The organism is Arthrobacter sp. MDT2-3, assembly GCF_059090465.1.
This window is the reverse complement of sequence record NZ_JBNHFS010000002.1, coordinates 648,449-671,421: the sequence shown is the minus strand read 5'-3', so window position 1 is coordinate 671,421 and position 22,973 is coordinate 648,449. Positions and strand designations below refer to the sequence as shown.

Annotated in this window: 20 protein-coding genes; 15 read left to right on the top strand and 5 right to left on the bottom strand. The window is 66.3% G+C overall.

Features of this window, described 5'->3' with window-relative positions:
• Nucleotides 1–145: 145 nt before the first annotated feature.
• On the bottom strand, nucleotides 146–1,534 hold the full coding sequence (locus AC5RUQ_RS08780; RefSeq protein WP_493946903.1) for an isochorismate synthase: 1,389 nt from the start codon (nucleotides 1,532–1,534) through the stop codon (nucleotides 146–148).
• Between the two features lie 100 nt (nucleotides 1,535–1,634).
• On the opposite strand from AC5RUQ_RS08780, the gene AC5RUQ_RS08775 reads away from it, so the two are divergent.
• The 4 genes from AC5RUQ_RS08775 (at nucleotide 1,635) to AC5RUQ_RS08760 (ending at nucleotide 5,705) form a co-directional block, all read left to right on the top strand.
• Nucleotides 1,635–2,420: an alpha/beta fold hydrolase gene (locus AC5RUQ_RS08775; protein ID WP_493946902.1), complete on the top strand. Its 786-nt coding sequence runs from the start codon at nucleotides 1,635–1,637 to the stop codon at nucleotides 2,418–2,420.
• Nucleotides 2,421–2,496: 76 nt separating this feature from the next.
• Complete coding sequence (locus AC5RUQ_RS08770) at nucleotides 2,497–3,273, top strand: demethylmenaquinone methyltransferase (RefSeq protein ID WP_493947192.1); 777 nt, start codon at nucleotides 2,497–2,499, stop codon at nucleotides 3,271–3,273.
• A gap of 3 nt (nucleotides 3,274–3,276) precedes the next feature.
• Nucleotides 3,277–4,608, top strand: coding sequence for a geranylgeranyl reductase family protein (locus AC5RUQ_RS08765; protein ID WP_493946901.1), 1,332 nt, complete (start codon nucleotides 3,277–3,279; stop codon nucleotides 4,606–4,608).
• Nucleotides 4,605–5,705 (top strand): polyprenyl synthetase family protein, encoded by a 1,101-nt coding sequence (locus AC5RUQ_RS08760; RefSeq protein WP_493946900.1) that lies wholly within the window; start codon nucleotides 4,605–4,607, stop codon nucleotides 5,703–5,705. Before AC5RUQ_RS08765 ends, AC5RUQ_RS08760 begins: the two co-directional genes overlap by 4 nt.
• 761 nt (nucleotides 5,706–6,466) lie before the next feature.
• Here AC5RUQ_RS08760 and AC5RUQ_RS08755 read toward each other — a convergent pair.
• Complete coding sequence (locus AC5RUQ_RS08755) at nucleotides 6,467–6,892, bottom strand: SMI1/KNR4 family protein (protein WP_163161658.1); 426 nt, start codon at nucleotides 6,890–6,892, stop codon at nucleotides 6,467–6,469.
• Nucleotides 6,893–6,906: 14 nt separating this feature from the next.
• On the bottom strand, nucleotides 6,907–7,578 hold the full coding sequence (locus AC5RUQ_RS08750) for a trimeric intracellular cation channel family protein (RefSeq protein WP_458781336.1): 672 nt from the start codon (nucleotides 7,576–7,578) through the stop codon (nucleotides 6,907–6,909).
• A 61-nt stretch (nucleotides 7,579–7,639) separates the two neighbouring features.
• Between AC5RUQ_RS08750 and AC5RUQ_RS08745 the strand changes: the two genes are divergently transcribed.
• The 6 genes from AC5RUQ_RS08745 to AC5RUQ_RS08720 all read left to right on the top strand — a co-directional run bounded on the left by AC5RUQ_RS08745 (nucleotide 7,640) and on the right by AC5RUQ_RS08720 (nucleotide 14,812).
• Nucleotides 7,640–8,533: a sirohydrochlorin chelatase gene (locus AC5RUQ_RS08745; protein WP_493946899.1), complete on the top strand. Its 894-nt coding sequence runs from the start codon at nucleotides 7,640–7,642 to the stop codon at nucleotides 8,531–8,533.
• Nucleotides 8,534–8,587: 54 nt separating this feature from the next.
• Nucleotides 8,588–10,333 carry a nitrite/sulfite reductase gene (locus tag AC5RUQ_RS08740; RefSeq protein ID WP_493946898.1) on the top strand — a complete coding sequence of 582 codons (1,746 nt, stop codon included), beginning with the start codon at nucleotides 8,588–8,590 and terminating at the stop codon, nucleotides 10,331–10,333.
• The gene (locus tag AC5RUQ_RS08735; protein WP_493946897.1) at nucleotides 10,330–11,178 is read left to right on the top strand and encodes a phosphoadenylyl-sulfate reductase; all 849 of its coding nucleotides are present in this window, start codon (nucleotides 10,330–10,332) and stop codon (nucleotides 11,176–11,178) included. The genes AC5RUQ_RS08740 and AC5RUQ_RS08735 overlap by 4 nt, the downstream gene beginning before the upstream one ends.
• The gene (cysD, locus tag AC5RUQ_RS08730; RefSeq protein WP_461172169.1) at nucleotides 11,175–12,122 is read left to right on the top strand and encodes a sulfate adenylyltransferase subunit CysD; all 948 of its coding nucleotides are present in this window, start codon (nucleotides 11,175–11,177) and stop codon (nucleotides 12,120–12,122) included. Before AC5RUQ_RS08735 ends, cysD begins: the two co-directional genes overlap by 4 nt.
• Entirely contained in the window at nucleotides 12,122–13,528 is a 1,407-nt protein-coding gene (locus AC5RUQ_RS08725; RefSeq protein ID WP_493946896.1) for a sulfate adenylyltransferase subunit 1, read from the top strand. Before cysD ends, AC5RUQ_RS08725 begins: the two co-directional genes overlap by 1 nt.
• 117 nt (nucleotides 13,529–13,645) lie before the next feature.
• On the top strand, nucleotides 13,646–14,812 hold the full coding sequence (locus tag AC5RUQ_RS08720; RefSeq protein ID WP_493946895.1) for an RtcB family protein: 1,167 nt from the start codon (nucleotides 13,646–13,648) through the stop codon (nucleotides 14,810–14,812).
• Nucleotides 14,813–14,857: 45 nt separating this feature from the next.
• Here AC5RUQ_RS08720 and AC5RUQ_RS08715 read toward each other — a convergent pair whose 3' ends face one another.
• Nucleotides 14,858–15,268 carry an Hpt domain-containing protein gene (locus tag AC5RUQ_RS08715; protein ID WP_493947191.1) on the bottom strand — a complete coding sequence of 137 codons (411 nt, stop codon included), beginning with the start codon at nucleotides 15,266–15,268 and terminating at the stop codon, nucleotides 14,858–14,860.
• Nucleotides 15,269–15,600: 332 nt separating this feature from the next.
• Here AC5RUQ_RS08715 and AC5RUQ_RS08710 point away from each other — a divergent pair, with 332 nt between their 5' ends.
• The 5 genes from AC5RUQ_RS08710 (at nucleotide 15,601) to AC5RUQ_RS08690 (ending at nucleotide 21,509) form a co-directional block, all read left to right on the top strand.
• The gene (locus AC5RUQ_RS08710; protein ID WP_493947190.1) at nucleotides 15,601–16,737 is read left to right on the top strand and encodes an ABC transporter substrate-binding protein; all 1,137 of its coding nucleotides are present in this window, start codon (nucleotides 15,601–15,603) and stop codon (nucleotides 16,735–16,737) included.
• A 31-nt stretch (nucleotides 16,738–16,768) separates the two neighbouring features.
• Nucleotides 16,769–17,494: an ABC transporter ATP-binding protein gene (locus AC5RUQ_RS08705; RefSeq protein ID WP_163161677.1), complete on the top strand. Its 726-nt coding sequence runs from the start codon at nucleotides 16,769–16,771 to the stop codon at nucleotides 17,492–17,494.
• The gene (locus tag AC5RUQ_RS08700) at nucleotides 17,484–18,431 is read left to right on the top strand and encodes an ABC transporter permease (RefSeq protein ID WP_493946894.1); all 948 of its coding nucleotides are present in this window, start codon (nucleotides 17,484–17,486) and stop codon (nucleotides 18,429–18,431) included. The genes AC5RUQ_RS08705 and AC5RUQ_RS08700 overlap by 11 nt, the downstream gene beginning before the upstream one ends.
• Nucleotides 18,432–18,685: 254 nt before the next feature.
• On the top strand, nucleotides 18,686–19,942 hold the full coding sequence (gene cobA / locus AC5RUQ_RS08695) for a uroporphyrinogen-III C-methyltransferase (protein ID WP_493946893.1): 1,257 nt from the start codon (nucleotides 18,686–18,688) through the stop codon (nucleotides 19,940–19,942).
• A 100-nt stretch (nucleotides 19,943–20,042) separates the two neighbouring features.
• Complete coding sequence (locus tag AC5RUQ_RS08690) at nucleotides 20,043–21,509, top strand: FAD-dependent oxidoreductase (RefSeq protein ID WP_493946892.1); 1,467 nt, start codon at nucleotides 20,043–20,045, stop codon at nucleotides 21,507–21,509.
• A gap of 121 nt (nucleotides 21,510–21,630) precedes the next feature.
• Here the strand turns inward: AC5RUQ_RS08690 and AC5RUQ_RS08685 are convergent, their stop codons facing one another.
• A complete protein-coding gene (locus AC5RUQ_RS08685; protein ID WP_493946891.1) occupies nucleotides 21,631–22,944 on the bottom strand; it encodes an SRPBCC family protein in 1,314 nt (437 codons plus the stop codon).
• Between the last annotated feature and the right edge of the window lie 29 nt (nucleotides 22,945–22,973).

Genomic DNA, 22,973 nt, shown 5'->3' with positions numbered 1-22,973 from the left:
TAAATCGGTTCATAGTGTAGCGCCGTTTAGGAGATGTGCATCACAGGAAACTTGTTTTCACTATTGGATAACTAAGTTACAGCTGTTTTCAAGCCTAGGGGAAGGGACAGTGTCTTGAATGCCGGACATCCTGCCCAAGAGGAACCTAGTTGCTGATTCCCAACGACTCCAGCATCGGCCGGAACTTGGCCCAGGTCTCGGCGAGCTCGGCTTCCGGCAGCGAGCCGTCTACTATGCCGCAGCCGGCATATAGCCGCACCGTGTCGTGGGACTCGATGACGGCGCCGCGCAGGGCGATGCCCCATTCTCCGTTTCCGGCAGCGTCCAGCCATCCCACCGGCCCGGCGTAAGGCCCGCGGTCCAAGTGCTCCAGCTTGCGGATCAGCGCCCCGGCGACTTGGGTGGGGGTTCCGCAGACGGCAGCAGTGGGGTGCAGGGCATTGATCAGCGCCAGGCAAGTTGGGACGTGCCCCTCCACCTCGGTCAGCTCCGCCTTGACGTCCGACGCCAGGTGCCAGACATTGGGCAGCTCCAGGATGAACGGTTCGTCGTGGGCGTTCATGGCTTCCGAGAACGGCGCCAGTTGGGACGTCAGTGACTGGATGGCGATCTCGTGCTCGTGCCGCTGCTTCTCCGATCCCGCCAGCACACGGGTGGCGTAATCCATGGGAAGGCCGTCCTCCCCGTGCGCATCACGGCGGTCCAAAGTGCCGGCCAGCACGCGTGCCTGCGCAGTACGCCCCTCCACCTGGATCAGCATCTCGGGCGTGGCACCCACCAGCCCGTCCACTCCGTAGGTCCAGCATTCGCGGTACCGCCTGGCGAGCTCGCCCAGCACCCTGGCAGCGTTCACGCCGGAGGGAACAGTGGCCACAACGTCCCGCGCCAGCACCAGCTTCTCCAACGCGCCCGTCCGGATCTCGGCCACTCCCGCGGCCACGGCGGCCATCCAGTCCTTCTCGCTCAGCGAGCCTGTGTGCAGGGTTGCGCCGGCTGCCAGGGGCAGGGGACGTACGACGGCGCCGCCCGCCTTGGCATGGGCGGTACCCGGGGTGCCGTTCCCGGCGAAGTCCGCTGCCGCCGTCGTGCTTCCACCGTCGGAACCGCTACCCAGCCAGCGGTCGAGCGCGGCGAGGGCCCCCGCCTCGGTGAGGGGGCCGTCGTCGAATGTCAGCTGGGTGACCCAGACCTGTCCATCGCGGACGCCCACCACAATCTCGGGCACGATCAGCCGGGACTCGTGGGCTGAAGTCTTTGAGAAGGCGAAGGAGCCAAAAGCGACGGGACCGGTGCCGGGGAGTTCCACGGAGTCGGTGATTTCGGCCTCGATTACCAGGTGGCGCCACCAGATATCGGCCTCGAGGAAGCGTTCCGGGCCGGTGGCGGTGAAGCGGGCGATCTCGCCGAAACCCACCAGTCCGGCCTCGCGGCGTGTCCAGCAGAGGACATCGTCCCGGACCAGAAACGACGGCAGCCCCCCGGCGAATTTTTGGCTATCAAGGGGGACTGTCAAGGTGCGGAACGTGCTCGTCATGATTGCTCCACGGTACCCCTTTTTACCCCCCGTAAAGGGTACTTAGGGGTACTTTGGGCTGCGCATACCCCAGAAACCGCGCCGGGCGTAGCCTTCAGCCATGGAGTCAGAGGTCCGCATCCTGAACCTTCGCACCGGGATTCTGGTGCCGTGCCTGGTTCACGGCGAGCTCACAGCGAAGCCGTTGCTGCTGCTGCACGCGTGGGGTGAATCGAGCCGCAGCTTCGACCGGCTGATCCCGCTCCTCGCCAATTTCCGGATTCTCGCCCCCGACCTGCGCGGCCAGGGTGAGGCGGACAAACCAGCTGATGGCTACTCCCTTCAGGAACAGGCTGAGGACGTTGCAGCGATCCTCGACGCCCTGCAGTTGACGTCCGCTTCCATCCTGGGATCCTCCAGCGGCGGCTACATCGCCCAGCAGCTGGCCGTAAGTCATCCCGAACGGGTGGACGCTCTGGTCCTGGTTGGCGCGCCGCTGACCCTTAACCGCAGGCCGGTGTTCGATGACGAGGTGGAAGCCCTCACCGAGCCGATCGACGAGGACTGGGTGCGGCAGTCCCTCCTGTGGTTCCAGCTGGGCAGGCCGGTTCCGCAGTGGTACCTGGAGGACCGCGTGCGTGACGGACTCAAAATGCCCGTACACGTGTGGAAGTCCGCGCTGGCAGGGCTTTACCAGGCAACACCGCCCCTGGACCTGGGGGTTATCCGCGCGCCCACCCTCATCCTGCGGGGTGAACAGGACGGTCTCCTGCCGCAGGCCGACCACGAAGTACTTGCTGCCCGCATCCAGGGTTCCGTGCTGAAGGTCTATCCGGGCGTCGGCCACGTGGTTTTGTGGGAGGATCCGGAGCAGGTGGCGAAGGACACCAACGCGTTCCTGGGCTAGCCCAGCCGGCCACCCCGGGGAACCCCTGGGGCAGGGCTTGGTCGGGACCCTCCTGAACATTTGAGACAATGACATGGTGAACCGAGCATCCTTGGATAAGCGTCCGGACGAAGTAGCCACGATGTTTGACGACGTCGCCCCCAAATACGACGTCGTCAACGATGTCCTGTCCCTGGGGCAGACCCGCCGCTGGCGCAAGATCGTTGTAGACGCGATGGAAACCACCAAGGGTCAGCGAGTCCTGGACCTTGCCGCCGGAACGGGCACGTCCAGCGAGCCGTATGCCGATGCCGGCATAGACGTCGTGGCGTGCGACTTCTCCCTCGGAATGCTCAAGGTAGGCAAGCGCCGCCGGCCGGACATCGACTTCATCGCCGGGGACGCCACCAACCTGCCGTTCGCCGACAACACCTTTGACGCCACCACCATCTCCTTCGGCCTGCGCAACGTCAACGAGCCGAAGAAGGCGCTGCAGGAGATGCTCCGCGTCACCAAGCCCGGCGGACGACTGGTCATTGCTGAGTTCTCGCAGCCCGTGGTCCCGCTGTGGCGCACCATGTACACCGAATACCTTATGCGCGCACTGCCTGCCATCGCCGTTAAGGTCGCCTCCAACCCGGACGCCTATGTCTACCTGGCCGAGTCCATCCGCGCGTGGCCGGACCAGGACCACCTTGCTGCCTGGCTGGAGGAATCGGGCTGGGAGAAAGTCACCTACCGGAACCTCACGGGCGGCATCGTGGCGGTGCACCGTGCGTTCAAGGCCCCCGAGTCAACGGCCGGCGGCGCTGCTGCCGCGATCGCCGCGCACAAAGGCCCCGTGGCCAAGCTGCGCCGCAACATCACCCGCTGACCTGTGCGGGTACTGATAGTCGGCGCGGGGCCGGCCGGTTCCACTGCCGCGTACTACCTGGCCAAAGCAGGCATCGGCGTCACAGTTTTGGAGAAGACGAGCTTCCCGCGCGAGAAGGTTTGCGGCGACGGCCTCACTCCCCGAGCCGTCCGCGAAATCCAGAAACTTGGCCTGCCGCACCCTGAAGATGACGGCTGGCGCCGCAACAAGGGCCTGCGCCTGATCGCCGGGGGCCGGACCATCGAGCTGCCGTGGCCCGAGGTTTCCGACTTTCCGCAGTACGGCCTTATCCGCACCCGGCTGGGTTTCGACGAGGAACTGGCCCGCCACGCCCAGGCCGCGGGCGCCGAAATCCTTGAGCGGCACAGCGTTACTGAAGCCCTTCGAAACGACGACGGCCGCGTCACCGGCGTCCGCGCCGCCATCCTTGACGAGGCCGGACGCAAGACGGGGGAGACGCGCGAGTTCAGTGCCGACGTCGTACTCGCCGCCGATGGAAACTCCACCCGCACGGCCGTATCCCTCGGCATTCAAAAGCGCGACGACCGCCCCCTCGGCGTGGCCGTCCGCACCTACTTCACCAGCCCGCGCACCGACGATGACTGGATGGAGGGCTGGCTGGAGCTCCCCGGCCGCGACGGCAAGCTGCTGCCGGGCTACGGCTGGGTGTTCGGCGTCGGCGACGGCACCTCCAACGTTGGCCTCGGCATTCTGAACTCCTCCAAGGAATTCGGCAAGCTCGACTACAAGCAGGTCCTCCGCGAGTGGACCGCCGGCATGCCGGCAGAGTGGGGCTTCACACCGGAAAACCAGGTGGGCGAAATCCGCGGCGCCGCGCTGCCCATGGGCTTCAACCGCACCCCGCACTACTCGCCCGGCCTGCTCCTGCTTGGTGATGCCGGCGGAATGGTCTCCCCGTTCAACGGCGAGGGCATCTCCTACGCCATGGAGTCCGCCCGGTTCGCGGCCGAGTTCATCATTGACGCCTCCTCCCGCGCTGCGTCCTCGGGCGGAACGTACGACGCCGACGCGCACCTCTCGCGGTATGCGGAGTATGTGCGGGGCCAGTGGGGATCGCACTTCACCCTGGGCCGCGCGTTCGCCGCGCTGATCGGCAAGCCTGCGGTCATGAAGCTCGCGCTGCGCACCGGCATGCCCATCCCGGTGCTGATGCGGTTCGTGGTCCGGCTTTTGGCCAACCTCACGGACCCCTCCGCGAAGGGCTTCGAGGACCGGGTGATCCGGGTCCTGGAGTCGCTGGTTCCGGCCACATCCAATACCCAGTCGGTTTCGAATCAGCGGTATCCGCAACAAAAAGTTAGGGTTAACCAGTGAACAACCCCGCAGACCACAGCTGGACGCACGCCGGACACGGCCTGCCGGACTCCGAACCCAGCCTCAACACCACCGCCATCGCAACGGGTTTGCAGCTGCCCGCGGGCTTTGCCGCCATCGCCGGGGATGACGAGCTGGGGCCGGCCATCACCAACAACCTGGCCCGCGTGGAGAAGAAGCTCCGCGAGGCGATTGCGAACTCGGATCCGCTGGCGGACGCAACGTCGCGCCACCTTGTGGAAGCCGGCGGCAAGCGCATCCGGCCTTTGCTCACCCTGCTGTGCGCCCACCTCGGTGACGCATCGCTTCCGGCCGTGGTGCAGGCCGCCGTCGTCGTTGAACTGACCCACCTCGCAACCCTGTACCACGACGACGTGATGGACTCAGCCCCGTTCCGCCGCGGTGCGCCCACGGCTCACGAAGTATGGGGCAACTCGGTGGCGGTCCTGACTGGCGACCTGATCTTTGCCCGGGCCTCGATCCTGGTTTCCGAACTCGGTTCGCGGGCGCTGGGCATCCAGGCCCGTACCTTCGAGCGGTTGTGCCTGGGCCAGCTGCACGAAACCGTGGGGCCGCGTCCGGACGAGGATCCCGTGGAGCACTACCTTTCCGTCATTGCGGACAAGACCGGCTCCCTGGTTGCGGCATCCGGCCAGCTTGGGGCGATTTTTGCCGAAGCCGATCCTGCCTACGAGTCGGTCCTCGTGGAGTACGGCGAGAAGGTGGGCGTGGCATTCCAGCTTGCCGACGATGTCATCGACGTCACCGGCATCAAGGTCAAGTCAGGCAAGTCACCGGGGACGGACCTGCGCGAAGGGGTTCCCACTCTGCCGGTGTTGCTCCTGCGACGGGCGGCCGCGGAGGGTGACAGCTCCGCCGTCGAACTTCTCAAACTCATCGATGGTGACCTGACCTCCGATGAAGCCTTGGCCGAGGCGGTGGCGGCGCTGCGCGAGCACCCGGTGACTGCGGAGTCATGGGTTGTGGCGCGCGAGTGGGCTAACGAGGCTATTGCCGCGCTTGCCCCGCTCCCTGAAGGTGTGGTTAAGGAATCGCTGTCCAACTTCGCGCTGGCTGTGGTGGACCGCGCCAGTTAAGCCTTGTCCTTTGTGGAAGCCCGGCTCCGTGGATGGTGCCGGGCTTCTTCCTTAAGGGCGACAATGCCTGGTCCCGGTGGTGCAGGGTTAGCCCGCTAAAACGGGATAGCCCCGGTCCGCAGCAACGATACGAGTCATACGTTGCCGTGAACCGAGGCTATCTCTCCGTTCGCATCAGACCCGCCGGAGGCGTTTAGCGGATCCGTGAATAGTGTATGACAGCTTTGTCACAAGATGCAAGTCCTCTGTTACTGCGGGTGTCATAGATTTTCCGCGCTGGAATTCCCTGCTCCTGACCTGAGTGCATGACTTATAGGTGCGGCCGGCAATGTTCTTGCGAAGTGGCGGGGCCGGGATCAGTCGGTTCGCCAAAAGTCACGCAATCCGGTTCGTGCAACTCCCGACAATGAGTCCGCTTCTTGTCCACATAGCCCTGGCTGGCCCCTCGCAGCACGTTTTTCCTAGCGACACTCTGAATTGGTGGACATCACTGACTACTTCAATCGGCATGGCGGAGTTGCTCGTGCCAGCCAGTTGAAGAGCGCGGGCTTTACCCGGATACCCAGGGCGGACTCGTTGCTTGAGGTTCTGGCCAGCGCCGTAACAACCGCAGCATCATCGATGGCTACTTGGTCCGGCGCTACTATTACGACGATGTTGTCCACGCACCAGAGGTCATGGTCGCCGAGGTGCAGGCAGTGCTGAAACTATGGCCTATAAATCACGCACTTTGGTCACGGCCGGCCCGGTGGGAGGAAACCTCAGCCTTCCTCGTCCTCGAAGGCCCACTCGAACATGTCGAACACGAACTCCGAGAACGTGCCTTCTTCGGACTTCCACTGGCCGCGGGCGTTGTTGCGGCGGTACACAATGGGGTCCGGGACGCTGAGGTCGCCTACACGGAAGCCCCAGGTGTATTCCTCTTCTTCATCCTCGAGGAACATGAGGAAGCCTTCGTCGTCGACTTCGAGCTCGTCGGGATCCCAGAAGTAGTGGTAGGCCTCCATCAGGTCCTCGCAGCCGCCGATGGCCAGGTAGAACTCGCGGAGGACCAGGGGAATCTGGAATTGGTGGTCGGCCAGGGCCTTGTCCAGCTCCTCGGGAGACAGCCCGTCCTCTTCCTGCCATTCGTCCTCGAGATACTTCGGAACAAGCGCACGGAATTTCTCGAGGAACATGTCAGTCATGGTTCATATCCTAGCTAATCGCGGGCACGCGATTCGCCGCTGTCAACCCCTGCGCGGTGCCATCCGTTGACTGCCAGCGGGATGTACCAGGAGCGCCGCCAGGCAACCACCCGGAAGGCAAAAACGAGGGCGGCCACCACGCAAGCCGTCACCGCATTAAAGGATCCGGTGACCCACAGCACCGCGGTCAGGGCGGCCCCGCTGAAGGCAGGCAGGGCGTAAAGGTCCCGGGAGTTGAACAACTGCGGCACCTCGTTTGCAGTGATGTCGCGCAACAACCCGCCGCCCACCGCTGTGGTGACGCCCAGCAGGACGGCCGCCACAGGATTGACGCCGAAGGAGAGCGCCTTCAGAGTGCCCGTGATGCAGAACAGGGCCAGCCCGCCGGCGTCGAACAGGACCAGCAGCGACGTGAAGCGCTCCACGCTGGAAAACAGGAAGTACACCAGGAACGTGGCCAGCATCGGCGGGACGAGATAGGCGGGATTGCTGAAGGCCGCGGGGGGCGTTGCACCAAGGATGATGTCGCGGATGACGCCGCCGCCCAGGGACACGAGGGAGGCCAGCAGGAGCGAACCCACAATGTCGAACTGCTTCCGGGCGGCCAGGAGGGATCCCGAGACAGCGAAGAAGAAGACACCCACCAGGTCCAGCCACACCAGGGCGATGTCAAAAGGGAATGTCATTGAGCGTCCCGGCGGTTCTAAAGAGGGCGGACAGGGCGGCTCCAACGTTACGCTAGCCCCTATGAACAGCCCCATCATGATCGCCTGCGCCCATGGGACATCCAGCACACAAGGCGCCGCCGAGGTGAACGCCCTGCGCGACGCCATTGCAGCGCTCCGCCCGGGCCTCGACGTCCGCGAAGCCTACGTGGATGTCCAGCAGCCGGACCTGGTGGACGTCATGGCGGGCCTGCCCGAGGGGGAGTCCGCGGTGGTGGTGCCGCTGCTGCTCAGTGTTGGCTACCACGTGAAGGTGGACATCGCGCGGGCCGTCAAGAGCCGTCCGGGCAGTGCGGCCGCCGCCCCGCTCGGACCGGATCCGCGCCTCGCCGCGCTGCTCGACCAGCGCCTGCTCGAAGCCGGGGTGACGGACCGCGACGTGATTGTCCTGGCCGCCGCCGGCTCGTCCAACCCCAAGGCAGCCAGGAGCGTTGAGGAGTTGCTCGGCCAGCTCCAGGAACTGCGGCCCAACAGGATGGTCGCCGCCTATGGGGCGTCTGCCAAGCCGTCCGTGCCCGACGCCGTCGCGATGCTTCGTGAGGAGCTGGAAGGGGGTGCCGGGGCAGGGGAGTCAGCAGGAGCTGTCGACGTCGGCGGGCGGGTGGTGATTGCCTCCTACCTCCTGGCGCCTGGCTACTTCCACGACCAGCTCGCCAAGGCGGGGGCCGACCTCGTGACGGAACCACTGCTGCCGTCGCCGGTGCTCGCCGAGATCGCGCTGGAAAGGTACGACGCCGCCGTCGCGAAGGCCCACGAAACCGCAGCCGGAACTGCTGCTGAAATACCAACAGGAACACCAGCTGAGGCGTCAGCCAGCGGTCCCGCCGCAGCCCCCGCGGAAGCCGGGGCAGATGCACAGCAGGGTGGCTTCTTCAAGGCCGTCCGGCGTTTCGTGACGAAATATTTCCCTAGGTGACTTAGCGTTTCCGGGCCTTTGTGACGCTATTCGGGCGGGACCTACAGTCGATGCATGACTGATACAGCTCTAGCCGGAGCGTCCGCGGACACCGCCGCCCCGAAGCGCCCGGCCCGCACGTCCCGACCCGCCGCGAAGCCGCACGGGCAGTGGAAAGTGGACGGCAAAACGCCTTTGAACGCCAACGAAACCTGGAAACAGGAAGACGACGGCCTTAACGTGCGCGAGCGTATCGAGTCCATCTACTCCAAAGAGGGCTTCGACGCCATCCCCGGCCAGGACCTGCACGGCCGGTTCCGCTGGTGGGGCCTGTACACCCAGCGCAAGCCCGGGATCGACGGCGGCAAGACCGCAACGCTTGAGCCGCACGAGCTCGAGGACAAGTACTTCATGCTCCGCGTGCGGATCGACGGCGGTGCGCTCACCACCGAGCAGTTGCGCGTCATCGGCCAGATTTCCGTTGACTTCGCACGGGATTCTGCCGACCTCACCGACCGCCAGAACATCCAGCTGCACTGGATCCGCGTGGAGGACATTCCCGAGATCTGGACCCGACTGGAAGCTGTCGGCCTGTCCACCACCGAGGCCTGCGGCGACGTTCCCCGCGTCATCCTGGGTTCGCCCGTGGCCGGCATCGCCAAGGACGAGATCATCGACCCCACTCCGCTGATCGAGGAGCTGGGAGAGCGGTTCATCGGCAACCCGCTGCTGTCCAACCTGCCGCGCAAGTACAAGACCGCCATCACCGGCCACCCCAGCCAGGACGTGGTCCACGAGATTAACGACTTCGCCCTGGTGGGTGTCCGCCACCCTGAACTCGGCATCGGCTACGACCTCTGGGCCGGCGGCGCGCTCTCCACCAACCCGATGCTCGGTAAACGCCTGGGCGCCTTCGTGACGCCGGAGCAGGCCGCTGATGTGTGGCTCGGCGTCACCAGCATTTTCCGTGACTACGGCTACCGGCGCATGCGCACCAAGGCCCGCCTGAAGTTCCTGATGGCCGACTGGGGCCCGGAGAAGTTCCGCCAGATCCTCGAGGACGAGTACCTGGGTTACAAGCTGGCCGATGGTCCCGCCGCGCCCAAGCCCACCACTCCGGGTGACCACATCGGTGTCCACGAGCAGAAGGACGGCAAGTTCTTCATCGGCGCCACCCCGCTGGCCGGCCGCCTGTCCGGCGCAGCCCTGGTCAAGCTGGCCGACACCCTCGAAGCCCGCGGCTCCTACCGCCTGCGCACCACGCCGCACCAGAAGCTGGTGGTCCTGGACGTCGCGAAGGACCAGGTGGAGCCCCTGGTGGCCGAACTGGATGCGCTGGGCCTGTCCGCCCGCCCGTCCGTGTTCCGCCGCGGCACCATCGCCTGCACCGGCATCGAGTACTGCAAGCTGGCCATCGTGGAGACCAAGCACACGGCCGCCACCGCCGTGGCCGAGCTGGAACGCCGCCTGGCCGACCTCGCCGAATCCGGTGACCTGCCGCACGCGCTGTCCCTGCACATCAACGGCTGCCCGAACTCCTGCGCCCGCATCCAGACCGCGGACATCGGCCTCAAGGGCATGATGCTGCCCACGCCCGACGGCGACCCCTCCCCGGGTTTCCAGGTCCACCTGGGCGGCGGGCTGGCTTCCAACGAGCGTGAGGAAGCAGGCCTGGGACGCACTGTCCGTGGGCTCAAGGTCTACGTTGACGACCTTCCCGACTACGTGGAGCGCGTTGTCCGCACATTCGTGGCCCAGCGCGCCGAGGGCCAGACCTTCGCGGAATGGGCCCACGTAGCAGACGAGGAGGCACTCCAGTGAGTCCCCAGCCGCACCCCAACCTCGCAAGCTCGGCCGGGGACCCCGGCGGCCGTGGGCCCAAACACGCAGCTGGCATCACCCCGGTGGTTGCGCCGGCCGTTGCCTCGGCCGAGGTTGACGCCACCGTTGCGGCAGCAGCTCCGAAACTCCGCTCGAAGGAAGAGCTGAAGGCCCTTGCCGAAGCCGGTGCTGCCGAGCTCGGCTGGGACGCTCCGGCCCGCGATGTGATCGCCTGGGTGGAGCGCAACTTCGACCTGCCCGCGGTCGCCGTCGCCTGCTCCATGGCCGACGCCGTCCTGCCCGCCCTCGTGGCGGACCAGCTGCCCGGCGTCGACGTCCTGTTCCTGGAGACCGGCTACCACTTCCCGGAAACCTATGCCACGCGCGACGAGGTGGCCGCAAACCTCCGTGTCAACGTGGTGGACGTTCTCCCCGAGAACACCGTGGAGCAGCAGGACCGGCTCCTGGGCAAGGACCTCTTTGCCCGCGATGCCGCCCAGTGCTGCGCCCTGCGCAAGGTGGCTCCGCTGCGCCGCACCCTGTCCGGCTATGAGGTGTGGTTCACCGGCGTCCGCCGTGAGGAAGCACCCACCCGTACCAACACCCCGCTGGTGACCTGGGACGAGGCGAACGGCCTGGTCAAGGTCAACCCCGTGGCTGCATGGACGTTCGACCAGCTGGTCCAGTACTCGGACGACAACCTCCTGCCCGTCAACCCGCTGCTTTCCCAGGGTTACCCCTCCATTGGCTGCCAGCCCTGCACGCGGAAGGTGGCGCCGGGCGACGACCCCCGCGCCGGCCGCTGGGCGGGCTCCGACAAGACAGAATGCGGACTACACGTATGAGCACTTTCCTAACCGAGGAGACTACCCAGGTGACTGACTCCGCCGTCTCCACCCGACTGAGCAGCCTGGACACTCTCGAGTCCGAGGCCATCCACATCATCCGCGAGGTTGTTGCCGAGTTCGAGAAGCCCGCGCTGCTGTTCTCCGGCGGCAAGGACTCCGTGGTGATGCTGCACCTGGCCACCAAGGCATTCTGGCCGGGCAAGGTTCCGTTCCCCGTGCTGCACGTGGACACCGGGCACAACTTCCCCGAGGTCATCGACTTCCGCGACCGCACCGTGGAGCGCCTGGGCCTGAAGCTCGTGGTGGGCTCGGTGCAGGAGTTCATCGACCGCGGCGAACTGGCCGAGCGTGCCGATGGCACCCGCAACCCGCTGCAGACCGTCCCGCTGCTGGACGCCATCCAGCAGAACAAGTTCGACGCCGTCTTTGGCGGCGGCCGCCGTGACGAGGACAAGGCCCGCGCCAAGGAGCGCATCCTGAGCCTGCGCGACGAGTTCGGCCAGTGGGACCCGCGCAACCAGCGCCCTGAGCTGTGGAACCTCTACAACGGCCGCCACACGGTGGGACAGCACGTCCGCGCGTTCCCCATCAGCAACTGGACCGAGCTGGACATCTGGCGCTACATCGAGCGCGAGAATATCGAGCTGCCCGGCCTGTACTACGCCCACGAGCGCGAGGTCTTCGCCCGCGACGGCATGTGGCGCGCAGTGGGCGAAGTGTCCCAGCCGCTGCCGCACGAGGACGTCATCACCAAGACCGTCCGCTACCGCACCGTGGGTGACATGTCCTGCACCGGCGCCGTCGAGTCCGACGCGTACACGGTGGCCGACGTCGTGGTTGAAGTCGCCGCCTCCACCCTGACCGAACGTGGCGCCACCCGTGCAGATGACCGCATCTCCGAGGCAGCCATGGAAGACCGCAAGAAGGACGGGTATTTCTAATGACCACCGAAGCAGTTCTCCCGGCGGACCTGGAAACAGCCCTGCCCACTACGCTCTTCCGGTTCGCCACCGCAGGATCGGTCGACGACGGCAAGTCCACCCTGGTGGGCCGCCTCCTTCACGATTCCAAGGCCATCCTGGCTGACACGCTCGACGCCGTTGCCCGCACCTCGGCCGACCGCGGCTTTGGCGGGGAGAAGGGCGGCATCGACCTGGCCCTGCTGACCGACGGCCTGCGTGCCGAGCGCGAACAGGGCATCACCATCGACGTGGCCTACCGCTACTTCGCCACCGACCGCCGCAGCTTCATCCTGGCCGACTGCCCCGGGCACGTTCAGTACACCAAGAACACGGTGACCGGCGCGTCCACCGCGGATGCCGTCGTCGTACTCATTGACGCCCGCAAGGGTGTCCTGGAACAGACCCGCCGGCACCTGTCCGTACTCCAGCTGCTGCGCGTGGCGCACGTGATCGTGGCCGTCAACAAGATCGACCTGGTGGACTTCAGCGAGTCCGTGTTCCGTGAGATCGAAGCCGACGTGCAGCAGGTGGGCCGGGAGCTGGGACTCGGTTCCGATGGCATCACCGACCTGCTGGTCATCCCGGTGTCGGCGCTCGACGGCGACAACGTGGTGGACCGCTCGCAGCGCACCCCCTGGTACACCGGCCCCGCGCTGCTCGAGGTGCTCGAGACCCTTCCGGCCGCCGACGAGCTGGAAAGCCACCTGGAAAGTTTCCGCTTCCCGGTGCAGCTGGTCATCCGGCCGCAGGGCGCCCTGGCTCCCGACGCCGTTGCCGCCGGCCTGGATGTGGAGGCCTACCGCGACTACCGCGCGTACGCCGGCCAGATCACCGAAGGTTCGGTCAAGGTGGGGGACAAGGTCTCCGTCCTGACTCCCGGCCAGGACCCGCGCACCACCACGGTGGTGGGCATCGATTTCGCCGGCGCCTCGCTGGAGGAAGCCGCTGCCCCGCAGTCGGTCGCCATCCGCCTGGCCGAGGAATTCGACGTCGCCCGCGGTGACACCATCGCCGCCGCCGGCACCGTCCGTGAAGCTTCCGCGGACCTGTACGCCTCACTCTGCTGGCTCTCCCCGAAGCCGCTCCGTGAAGGCGCCAAGGTGCTGGTCAAGCATGGCACCCGCACCGTCCAGGCCCTGGTACGCAACGTTGGCGGCAAGCTGGACCTGGCCTCCTTCAAGCTGGAGCCGGCATCTACGCTGGAACTGAACGACATCGGCCACGCGCAGCTCCGGCTCGCCGCCCCGCTGCCGCTGGAGAACTACCTGCACCACCGCCGCACCGGCGCGTTCCTGGTCATTGACCCGCTGGACGGCAACACGTTGGCCGCCGGCCTGGTCAAGGACCACCCGGGCGACCACGAGGACGAGCGTTACAGCATTTAGGGTTTCGCCCAGGTCGCCGGAACGGTGCGTAGTAGCCGTAGCGCTATGGCTACTACGCACCGTTCCGGCGGACTCGACGGTGGTTCCGGTCTAGTATCAGGCAGTGGGAGGCACTGCATGGAAACCATCAACAGCAAGCTGCTGAACTGGGCTTCGATCCTGGACGGCCAAACGCGGGAGCAGGCCGTGATGACGTCCACGCTGCCGTTCATCTATCCGCACCTGGCGCTCATGCCTGACGCGCACCTGGGCAAGGGCGCCACCGTCGGTTCGGTCATCCCCACGCTGCACGCGATCATCCCGGCGGCCGTGGGGGTGGACATCGGCTGCGGCATGATCGCCGTCCGGACCCAGTATTCGCTGAAGGACCTGCCGAAGGACCGTAAGAAGCTCCGCGAAGACATCGAGCGCGCGATTCCGCTGTCCGCCGGGCACAACAACAAAAAAGTGCTGCCCACGGCGGAGCCCCGGATCGCGGAACTGAAGGAACTGGCGGCAAAGGCGGGCTTCAATCCCGCCCAGTACGTGGCGAAGTGGGAGCTGCAGCTGGGTTCGCTGGGCTCGGGCAACCACTTCATCGAAGTTTGTGCAGACGAGGCCGACGACGTCTGGCTGTTCCTGCACTCCGGCTCGCGCGGCGTCGGCAACAAGATCGCCCAGCACCACATCGGCGTGGCCCAGCACGTCTCCCGGAAGAACCAGATCCACTTGCCCCACCCGGACCTGGCCTACCTCGATGAGGGCACGCCGCAGTTCGACCGGTACATCGCGGAGCTCCGCTGGGCCCAGCACTTCGCCCTGCTGAACAGGGAGGAAATGATGGACCGCGTCCGCACGCAGTTCGGCAACTGGGTGGGCGGGCCGGTGCAGGAACGCGAGCGGATCAATTGCCACCACAACTTCACGCAAAGGGAGACGCACTACGGCAGGTCCCTCTGGGTGTCGCGGAAGGGGGCCATCAAAGCCGCGCCAGGCGATCCCGGACTCATTCCCGGTTCCATGGGGACGGCCTCGTACGTGGTGGAAGGACGCGGCAACCCCGCCTCCCTGAACTCCTCGCCGCACGGGGCGGGCCGGGAGTACTCCCGCAACGCTGCCCGCAAGACGTTCTCCCTCGAGGAGCTGAAGAAGGCCATGCGGGGCATCGAGTTCCGTGCCTCCGAAGCGTTCATTGACGAGATCCCGGCTGCCTACAAGTCGATTGACCAAGTGATGCAGGACGCCGCCGACCTCGTCACGGTCCGGCACAAACTTCGGCAGCTGATCAACGTCAAAGGCAACTGACGCGGATGGACCGGCCGGTCCTGTTGGAAAACCGGAGAACTTACGTCAGCCCAGGTCCGGTTTCTGTTTAAGCGTTGCCTGCAGCAGGTACGTCGTTTGGCGGCCACACTGTTTGATCCGTCGGAGGTGCTCCGCGGCCAGATGGGGCAGTGCAACGGCAGGGTCAGTGCCACGGATCTCGTTGCGAAGGGCCCGATCCAGGTCGATGGCCATCTCGGCAAGGCGTTCAGCGCCCACCATCTGGCTGGACGACTTGAGGCTTAACACCGCATCCATTGCCCCTCGGACGTCCCCGGTTGTCAGGGTTTGCCGCAGCCGTTCAATCCGGTCGGGCAGGTACCCGATGAAGTTCTGCACGAAAACCCTCCAGACTCCCTCATCGCCTTCCAGCTCTTCGCGAAGCCTTTCCAGCACGGCTGGATCAAGGAGGGGCGCGTAGCCGTCGCCCTGCGTCACTGTTGCCCCCCGCGGCAAGCCCACCCGCCGGGCAGGGCCCAGTGACACAACCGTCGCCTGCATCGCTCGATACCCATGACGTGCCCCTGAAAGTCAAAACACCTATGTGCCTCCCAGCAGGACTTTAAATGGACGCTACGTGGCGGGGGATGGCGAAGCACGAGTAGTGAGTACTCGAATCTCTTGGCATGGGGAATTCCCAGCTCACAAGTGGTGGGACGCCGTCGTCGAAATATGACGCTAAATGAACCCGCGTGACCCCCCGTTTCCGCTTCATTGAACGGCTTTCGGCCACTCCCTATGGTGAAACAATGACTAGTTCCAAGCCCGGGATGACCCGCATCGTGGCAGGCGAAAGCGCGGTCCCCAAGCGCAGGCGTGCCATTGAGGCTGCCCTGGCTGTTGGGCTGGTCCTGCTGATCGTGGTGGGGGCAGTGGTGGCATCCACCATTTCGCGTAACACTGAGGCGCAGGCTGTTGAACCCACGCCCGCGGCGGCCTTGAAGCTGGGATATTTTGGCAACGTCACGCACGCGCCCGCACTGGTGGGCATCAAGGAAGGCTTCCTGGCTGAAGCCCTTGGCAATACCGCCCTCAGCACTGAAACTTTCAATGCCGGGCCGGCGGCCATCGAGGCGCTGAATGCGGGCGCTATCGATGCTGCCTACATCGGCCCCAACCCGGCCATCAACTCCTTCGTGAAGAGCCAGGGCGAGTCCGTCAGGATCGTGGCCGGGGCTGCTGCAGGAGGTGCCCAGCTGGTGGTCAAGCCGGGGATCACATCCGCGGCGGACCTCAGGGGCAAGACCCTCGCGTCGCCGCAGCTCGGCGGTACGCAGGATGTGGCACTCCGCGCCTGGCTTGCGGACCAGGGCTACAAAACCAACGTCGACGGCAGCGGCGACGTCGCCATCAACCCCACCGAGAACGCGCAAACGCTCAAGCTGTTCCAGGACGGAAAGCTCGACGGCGCGTGGTTGCCTGAGCCTTGGGCGTCCAGGCTCGTGCTCCAGGCCGGCGCGAAGGTACTGGTGGACGAAAAGGACCTGTGGGATGGCAGCAGCACCGGCAAGCCGGGCGAGTTCCCCACGACGGTCCTGATCGTGAACCAGAAGTTCGCTGCCGACCATCCGGACACGGTGAAGGCGCTGCTGGCGGGCCACGCAAAGTCTGTCGCCTGGCTGAACGAAGCACCGGCCGCGCAGAAGGCCTCCGTCATCAACTCGGCCCTTCAGGAGTCAGCGGGCGCAGCATTGGCCGACGACGTCCTCGCACGGTCCCTGGCCAACATCACCTTCACCCTCGACCCGCTGGCCGGAAGCTACCCCCGGCTGCTGCAGGACGGGGTGGAGGCCGGCACCACCAAACAGGCCGACATCAACGGCCTCTTCGATCTTCGCCCGCTCAACGACGTCATCGCCGGCAGCGGCACGCAACGGATCCCGGCTGCCGGCCTCGGCCGGGACTGATCCCCTTCCATCACTACCTAAGGACGGCACCATGCCAGTCGTACTGGAACATCTGGGCAAGCGCTTCGGCGACGGCGCCCCGGTACTGGACGACGTCAACGCCAACATCGGCAAGGGCGAGTTCGTTGCCCTCCTCGGTGCCTCCGGCTGCGGCAAATCCACCCTGCTAAACATCATGGCGGGACTGGAGGCGCCGACGTCGGGCGCCCTCGAAGTGCCCAGCGACGGTGCCGCCTTTATGTTCCAGGACGCCGCACTGTTTCCCTGGCTTACAGCCCGGGAGAACATTGAGCTGGCCCTGAAGCTCCGTGGAGTGGGCAAGGCCGAGCGCAAGGCCAAGGCACAAGAGCTCCTCGAACTGGTGCACCTTGGCACTGCGGGGGACAAGCGCCCGCACGAGCTGTCCGGCGGCATGCGCCAGCGTGTGTCCCTGGCCCGGTCGCTGGCGCAGGACCGGCAGCTGCTCCTCATGGACGAGCCGTTCGCTGCCTTGGACGCCATTACCCGCGACCTGCTGCACGACGAGCTCGAGCGCATCTGGAAGGAAACCGGGCGCACCATCGTCTTCGTAACCCACAACGTCCGCGAGGCCGTGCGGCTGGGCCAGCGTGTGCTGTTGCTGTCCTCCCGTCCCGGCCGCGTTGTCCAGGAATGGGCAGTCACTGAGGAACACCGGACCGACGCCGGGCTTGCCGGCCAGCTGACCGGGGTCATCACAGCCCGGCTGCGTGAGGAGATTCGCCGCCATGCCAAGTAATCAGATCCCAGTTGCGGAAGCACCTGCCGAACCCACGGAAACCCGGCACGTCCATGCCGCTTTAACAAGAAGTTCTACGGGCAGGGAGGACCTGCGGGAACTGGAATCCGGCCTTGACTCGCTTCAGTCCGACGCCGACCGCAAGCACCGGATCGACTGGAGCCGTGTGCTCCTGCCCATCGCGGCCCTGGTGGTCCTGGTGCTCATTTGGCAGTTCTACGTCTCGCTCGGCGTGAAGCGCCGCGACCTGGTGCCCGGCCCCATGGACGTGGTGACCCAGATGGGCGTCCTCTGGAACGAGGGCAAACTTCAGGAAGCCGTCTTGACCTCCATGCAGCGGGGGGTGGTTGGCTTCGTGATCAGTGTGGCCATCGCTACTCCCGTTGGCCTGTTGCTGGCCCAGGTGGCTCCGTTGCGCCGTGCTTTCGGTCCTCTGATTTCCGGCCTTCAGGTGTTGCCTTCGGTGGCCTGGGTGCCTGCCGCCATCATCTGGTTCGGCCTCACCGACGCCACGGTGTACTTCGTCATCTTTATGGGCGCCATTCCATCCATCATCAACGGACTCATTTCCGGGGTGGACCAGATCCCGCCGCAGTACCGGCGCGTGGGAACGGTCCTGGGTGCCTCCCGGCTGGAGATGGCGCTGCAGATCATCCTTCCCGCCGCCCTGCCTGGATACCTGGGCGGGCTCAAGCAGGGCTGGGCTTTCTCCTGGCGCTCACTCATGGCCGCGGAAATTATCGCCGTGGGCGGAACCATCGGGTTCGGCCTGGGCTCCCTCCTCGACCAGGGCCGCATCCTGTCCGACATGACAGTGGTGATGTCGGCAATCCTGCTGATCCTCGCAGTCGGCATCCTGATCGAACTGCTGGTGTTCGGCCCGATTGAGAAGCGCCTCCTGCGCAGCCGCGGCCTGCTCTCCGGCAGCACCCGCTAACCGGCACCGCACAAAACCCCAAGCAGAGCCCGACGGCAATTCCCGCCGTCGGGCTTTGCTGTGTTTCCGTTCCTGCCAGTACTAACCGGGGCACGTTGGCGCGGACACGCCGCTGAATGCGCCTGTTCCGGCTCCAACACCCGCCAATGTCCCCCACGGCGACGGCGGACCGGTATGTGACGCAGCATTACCTTGCGTGAACTGGTGTTGCTCGGCCTTTGTTGGCGATTGTGACGCGGCCCTACCGTTGATTCATGGCAATTCAGGATATCTACCCCACAGCGCTGCGGTTGCTCGGCCGCCCGGTGCTGGTGGTGGGCGGTGGCCCCGTGGCCGCGCGCCGCGCCAAGGGCCTGCTCGACGCCGGTGCACAGGTCACCGTCGTGGCGCCGGTTGCCTCCGCCGCGCTCCGGGAGCTCGCCGACGCTGGCCTCCTCGCCTGGGAGCCGCGCACCTACGTTCCAGCCGACGTCGAGGGCGTGTGGTTCGTCCAGACGGCCACCGGCGATTCCGCTGTGGACGCCCAGGTTTCTGCCGACGCCGAGGCGCAGCGCATCTGGTGCGTCAACGCCTCCGACCATGAAGCCTCCGCCGCATGGACCCCCGCCGTCGCCGTGGTGGACGACATCAAAATCGCCGTGAACGCCGGGGGAGACCCGCGCCGCGCCATGGCCGTCCGCGACGCCGTAGCCACCGCGCTCGAGACCGGAGACCTGCCGCTGCGACGCCGCCGGGCTTCCGCCGGAAGCGTTGCCCTTGTAGGCGGTGGTCCCGGGGACACCGGCCTCATCACCGTCCGCGGCCGCCGCCTCCTTGGTCAAGCCGACGTCGTGGTGGCAGACCGCCTGGGCCCCCGCGAACTCCTGAACGAGCTGGCCCCCGATGTCCGCGTGATCGAGGTGGGCAAGACCCCCGGCCACCACCCCGTGCCGCAGTCAGAGATCAACCGGATCCTCGTCGAGGAAGCCCTGAAAGGCCACCGCGTGGTCCGGCTCAAGGGCGGCGACCCGTACGTCCTGGGCCGCGGCGGGGAAGAAGCCGAGTACTGCCGGCAGCACGGCGTCGAGGTCGAAGTGGTGTCCGGCGTCACGTCCGCAATCTCCGTTCCCGCCGCCGCCGGCATCCCCGTCACGCACCGCGGCCTGGCCAAAGGCTTCAGCGTAGTGACTGGCCACGAGGAACTGTCCGAAGTTCCGGCCCGCCCGGACCACACCGTGGTGCTGCTCATGGGCGTAGGCCAGCTGCGCGAATCGGCGTCCGCTCTGGGCAAAGCCGGTCTGCCCGCTGACACCCCGGTTGGTATTGTGGAAAACGGCTATTTGCCGAACCAGCGCGTCACCATCGGCACGCTCGGTACCATTGCGGACCAGGCGGAAGCCACCGGCGTCGCAAACCCGGCAGTCATCGTCATCGGCGACGTGGTGCGCGTGAGCCCGTTTGCGCCCTCGCACTTCAAGACCGCTGACTACAGCACCATCACCCCGAACAAGCCCCGCGTCCTCACTACCTAGCCCACCAACCCAACTGGGTAGCGCCAAGTGTCGTTATGAGCTGTGAAAACGACAAGTAGTGCTACTTAGTTGGGACGGACCGAAGAAAAGGAACACAGCCGTGTCATCAAGCACCACCGTAGGTTCTGCCGAACGCCCGCTGCGCGTCGCCGTCGTGGGCTCCGGCCCGGCAGGCGTCTACGCCGCGGACATCCTCACCAAGAGCGAAGCCGTCAAGAGCGGCGAGCTGACCGTGAGCATCGACCTCTTTGACCGCTACCCGGCACCCTACGGACTGATCCGCTACGGCGTGGCCCCGGACCACCCCCGCATCAAGGGCATCGTCAACGCCCTGCACAAGGTGCTGGACCGCGGCGACATCCGCTTCTTCGGCAACGTTGACTACGGCACCGACCTCACCATCGAGGACCTCCGCACGCACTACGACGCCGTCATCTTCGCCACCGGCGCCATCAAGGACGCGGACCTGAACATCCCCGGCATCGAACTGGACGGCTCCTATGGCGGCGCCGACTTCGTCTCCTGGTACGACGGACACCCCGACGTCCCCCGCGAATGGCCGCTGGAAGCCAAGGAAATTGCCGTGATCGGCAACGGCAACGTGGCCCTGGACGTGGCCCGCGTCCTGTCCAAGCACGCCGATGACCTGCTCGTCTCCGAAATCCCGGACAATGTCTACGCCGGCCTGAAAGCCTCGCCCGTCACCGATGTGCACGTCTTCGGCCGCCGCGGCCCGGCACAGGTCAAGTTCACCCCGCTGGAACTGCGCGAGCTTTCCCACTCCAAGGACGTGGACATCATCCTTTACCCGGAGGACTTCGAGTTCGACGAGGAATCCGACCGCCAGATCCAGACCAACAACCAGACCAAGACCATGGTGGGCACGCTCACCAACTGGATCGCCGAGCAGCCTGAGGACCTCTCCGAGCTCAAGGCTTCCCGCCGACTGCACCTGCACTTCCTGCACAGCCCGGTGGAGATCTATGACGACGCCGAGACGCCGGGCAAGGTGGCCGGCATCAAGTTCGAGCGCACCGAGCTGGACGGCACGGGCAACGCCCGCGGCACCGGTGAGTTCGTGGACTACCCGGTCCAGGCCGTCTACCGCGCCATCGGCTACTTCGGCTCCGCCCTGCCGGAGATCGAGTTCGACCACAAGAAGGGCGTCATTCCGAACGACGGCGGACGCGTCCTGGACGCCGCCGGCACCCACGTGCCGGGCATTTACGCCACGGGCTGGATCAAGCGCGGCCCGGTCGGCCTGATCGGCCACACCAAAGGCGACGCCCTCGAGACCGTCACCTACCTGCTCGAAGACCGTGAAAACCTGCCGGTTGCCGCCGTTCCCGAGGCGGACGCCGTCGTCGACCTCCTCGACGGCCGCGGCGTGAAGTTCACCAGCTGGGAAGGCTGGCTGGCACTGGACGCCCACGAGCTCTCCCTCGGCGCTGCTGCCACCGAGGCCGGCGGTTCGCACGGCGTTGAGGTCAAGCGTGAGCGCATCAAGGTGGTGCCGCGCGAGGACATGGTGGCCATTTCCCGCGACGGCGTCGCCGCGCAGGTCTAAGACACCGCAAGCAACGCCCGCCGGCACCCGCAGGGTCTGCGGGTGGCGAGGTCACTTAGCGCCCATCCCTCGAGGGGGTTATGGGCGCGAGGTGACCTCGCGTTGTTTCAACCAGCTTGCGCTACTTCCCGGCCCCGCCGGCCGCCATCAGCTCCAGGCGCTTGAGCGTCTCGCGGTTCCGCACTGTGATCATGGGGTCCCGCATGATTTTGGGCACCTTACTGCCCGGACCGCGGATGGCGTCTTCCGCAATGGTGACCAGGCACTGCGCCCCCTGGTCCTGCAGCGTGATGGCCACCTTGGCTTCGCCCATGGGCCAGCCCCGGGCCACCAGTTCCAGGGACTTGCCGGGTTCGACGGCGGTCACCCGGGTACTGTCGTTGATGACCAGCGGCCAGGCTCCCACGGAGTGATGCAGGCGCGATCCCGCCTGGGGCCAGGTGTCGTCCACGGCGCGGATCCGGGACGCGCCCACAACCCAGCCGGAGTACAGCCAGCCGTCGGCAATGACCCGCCAGACGTCAGCGGCAGGGGTATTGAACAGCTGGGACACGGTGGACATGGTGTTCCTTCCTGGGGTAGCTGGGCTGGTGTGGATCCCCTCCCGAGGGGGAGGGGCGGCAGAATGCGCGACCGAGGGCGGCGGGGGTTGCTGCGCCGCTTGGTAGGAGCGCTCCCGCAGGCGGCGGGTCCAGTCGTAGGCCTGTGTGCCGGGCGGCTGGTTCTCGAGCGGATTGAAGCGCAGGGGAGTGTCGGCCGGCTCAGGGGAGGCGCGCAGCCGCAGTTCGCCGCACTGCCGCCACGGCCCCGCAGGCTTGGCCCAATACAGCCCGAGCACCCATTCGCCGCCCGTGACCGACCCCGCCGGCAGGCTGATGGTCCGGAGCCCCAGTACCATGGGTCCCTTCCGGCCTCGGTAGGGCATCAGCGTGGTGAAGGTGGCCGAGGAGACGTCGAGCCTGGGCTGGAGCAGGAACCTCCCGGGAAGCTGCCAGCCGGTGGAGGCGAAGAGGACGTCGGCAGCGCCGCCCGGGCCGCCGTCGGCGGCACCGACGTCCGTAGCACCGCCGTCCGCCCCGGCGTCGAGCGTTATGCCTGAAGCGGCGCTCCCGGAGGGCGTCACCCGGAGCGCCAGCCCCAGGACGTCAGGCAGCCTCTCCGGCAAGCCTGCCGAACGTGAAAACCGGGCCACAACAGCGTCAACGCCGGGAGCGTCGAGCCAGTCCAGGCCGCTCGGCTCGCCGGGTGTCCCGGTCCTTGTCAGTTCTCCGGCCAGCCCGATGCCCTTGGGATGGATTGGACGGTCAGGGCGGGCCACCTTGAGGAGCCGGAACAGGGCTGCAAAAGCCCGGCCCGCCGTGGCCGTGACGGCAGGGGCAACGTCCCGCGGCCCGCCGCCGTCGGCTGTCTGGTCACTCAACACATGGTGCGTCATGCTTCCTTCCTACCCACATCCGGGGGAAA

Coding starts and splice junctions, on each gene's coding strand:
- AC5RUQ_RS08780 (WP_493946903.1), bottom strand. CDS start 1,534: ATGACGAGCACGTTCCGCACCTTGACAGTCCCCCTTGATAGCCAAAAA.
- AC5RUQ_RS08740 (WP_493946898.1), top strand. CDS start 8,588: ATGACTGATACAGCTCTAGCCGGAGCGTCCGCGGACACCGCCGCCCCG.
- cysD (WP_461172169.1), top strand. CDS start 11,175: ATGAGCACTTTCCTAACCGAGGAGACTACCCAGGTGACTGACTCCGCC.
- AC5RUQ_RS08725 (WP_493946896.1), top strand. CDS start 12,122: ATGACCACCGAAGCAGTTCTCCCGGCGGACCTGGAAACAGCCCTGCCC.
- AC5RUQ_RS08755 (WP_163161658.1), bottom strand. CDS start 6,892: ATGACTGACATGTTCCTCGAGAAATTCCGTGCGCTTGTTCCGAAGTAT.
- AC5RUQ_RS08745 (WP_493946899.1), top strand. CDS start 7,640: ATGAACAGCCCCATCATGATCGCCTGCGCCCATGGGACATCCAGCACA.
- AC5RUQ_RS08705 (WP_163161677.1), top strand. CDS start 16,769: ATGCCAGTCGTACTGGAACATCTGGGCAAGCGCTTCGGCGACGGCGCC.
- AC5RUQ_RS08720 (WP_493946895.1), top strand. CDS start 13,646: ATGGAAACCATCAACAGCAAGCTGCTGAACTGGGCTTCGATCCTGGAC.
- AC5RUQ_RS08775 (WP_493946902.1), top strand. CDS start 1,635: ATGGAGTCAGAGGTCCGCATCCTGAACCTTCGCACCGGGATTCTGGTG.
- AC5RUQ_RS08685 (WP_493946891.1), bottom strand. CDS start 22,944: ATGACGCACCATGTGTTGAGTGACCAGACAGCCGACGGCGGCGGGCCG.
- AC5RUQ_RS08750 (WP_458781336.1), bottom strand. CDS start 7,578: ATGACATTCCCTTTTGACATCGCCCTGGTGTGGCTGGACCTGGTGGGT.
- cobA (WP_493946893.1), top strand. CDS start 18,686: ATGGCAATTCAGGATATCTACCCCACAGCGCTGCGGTTGCTCGGCCGC.
- AC5RUQ_RS08710 (WP_493947190.1), top strand. CDS start 15,601: ATGACCCGCATCGTGGCAGGCGAAAGCGCGGTCCCCAAGCGCAGGCGT.
- AC5RUQ_RS08700 (WP_493946894.1), top strand. CDS start 17,484: ATGCCAAGTAATCAGATCCCAGTTGCGGAAGCACCTGCCGAACCCACG.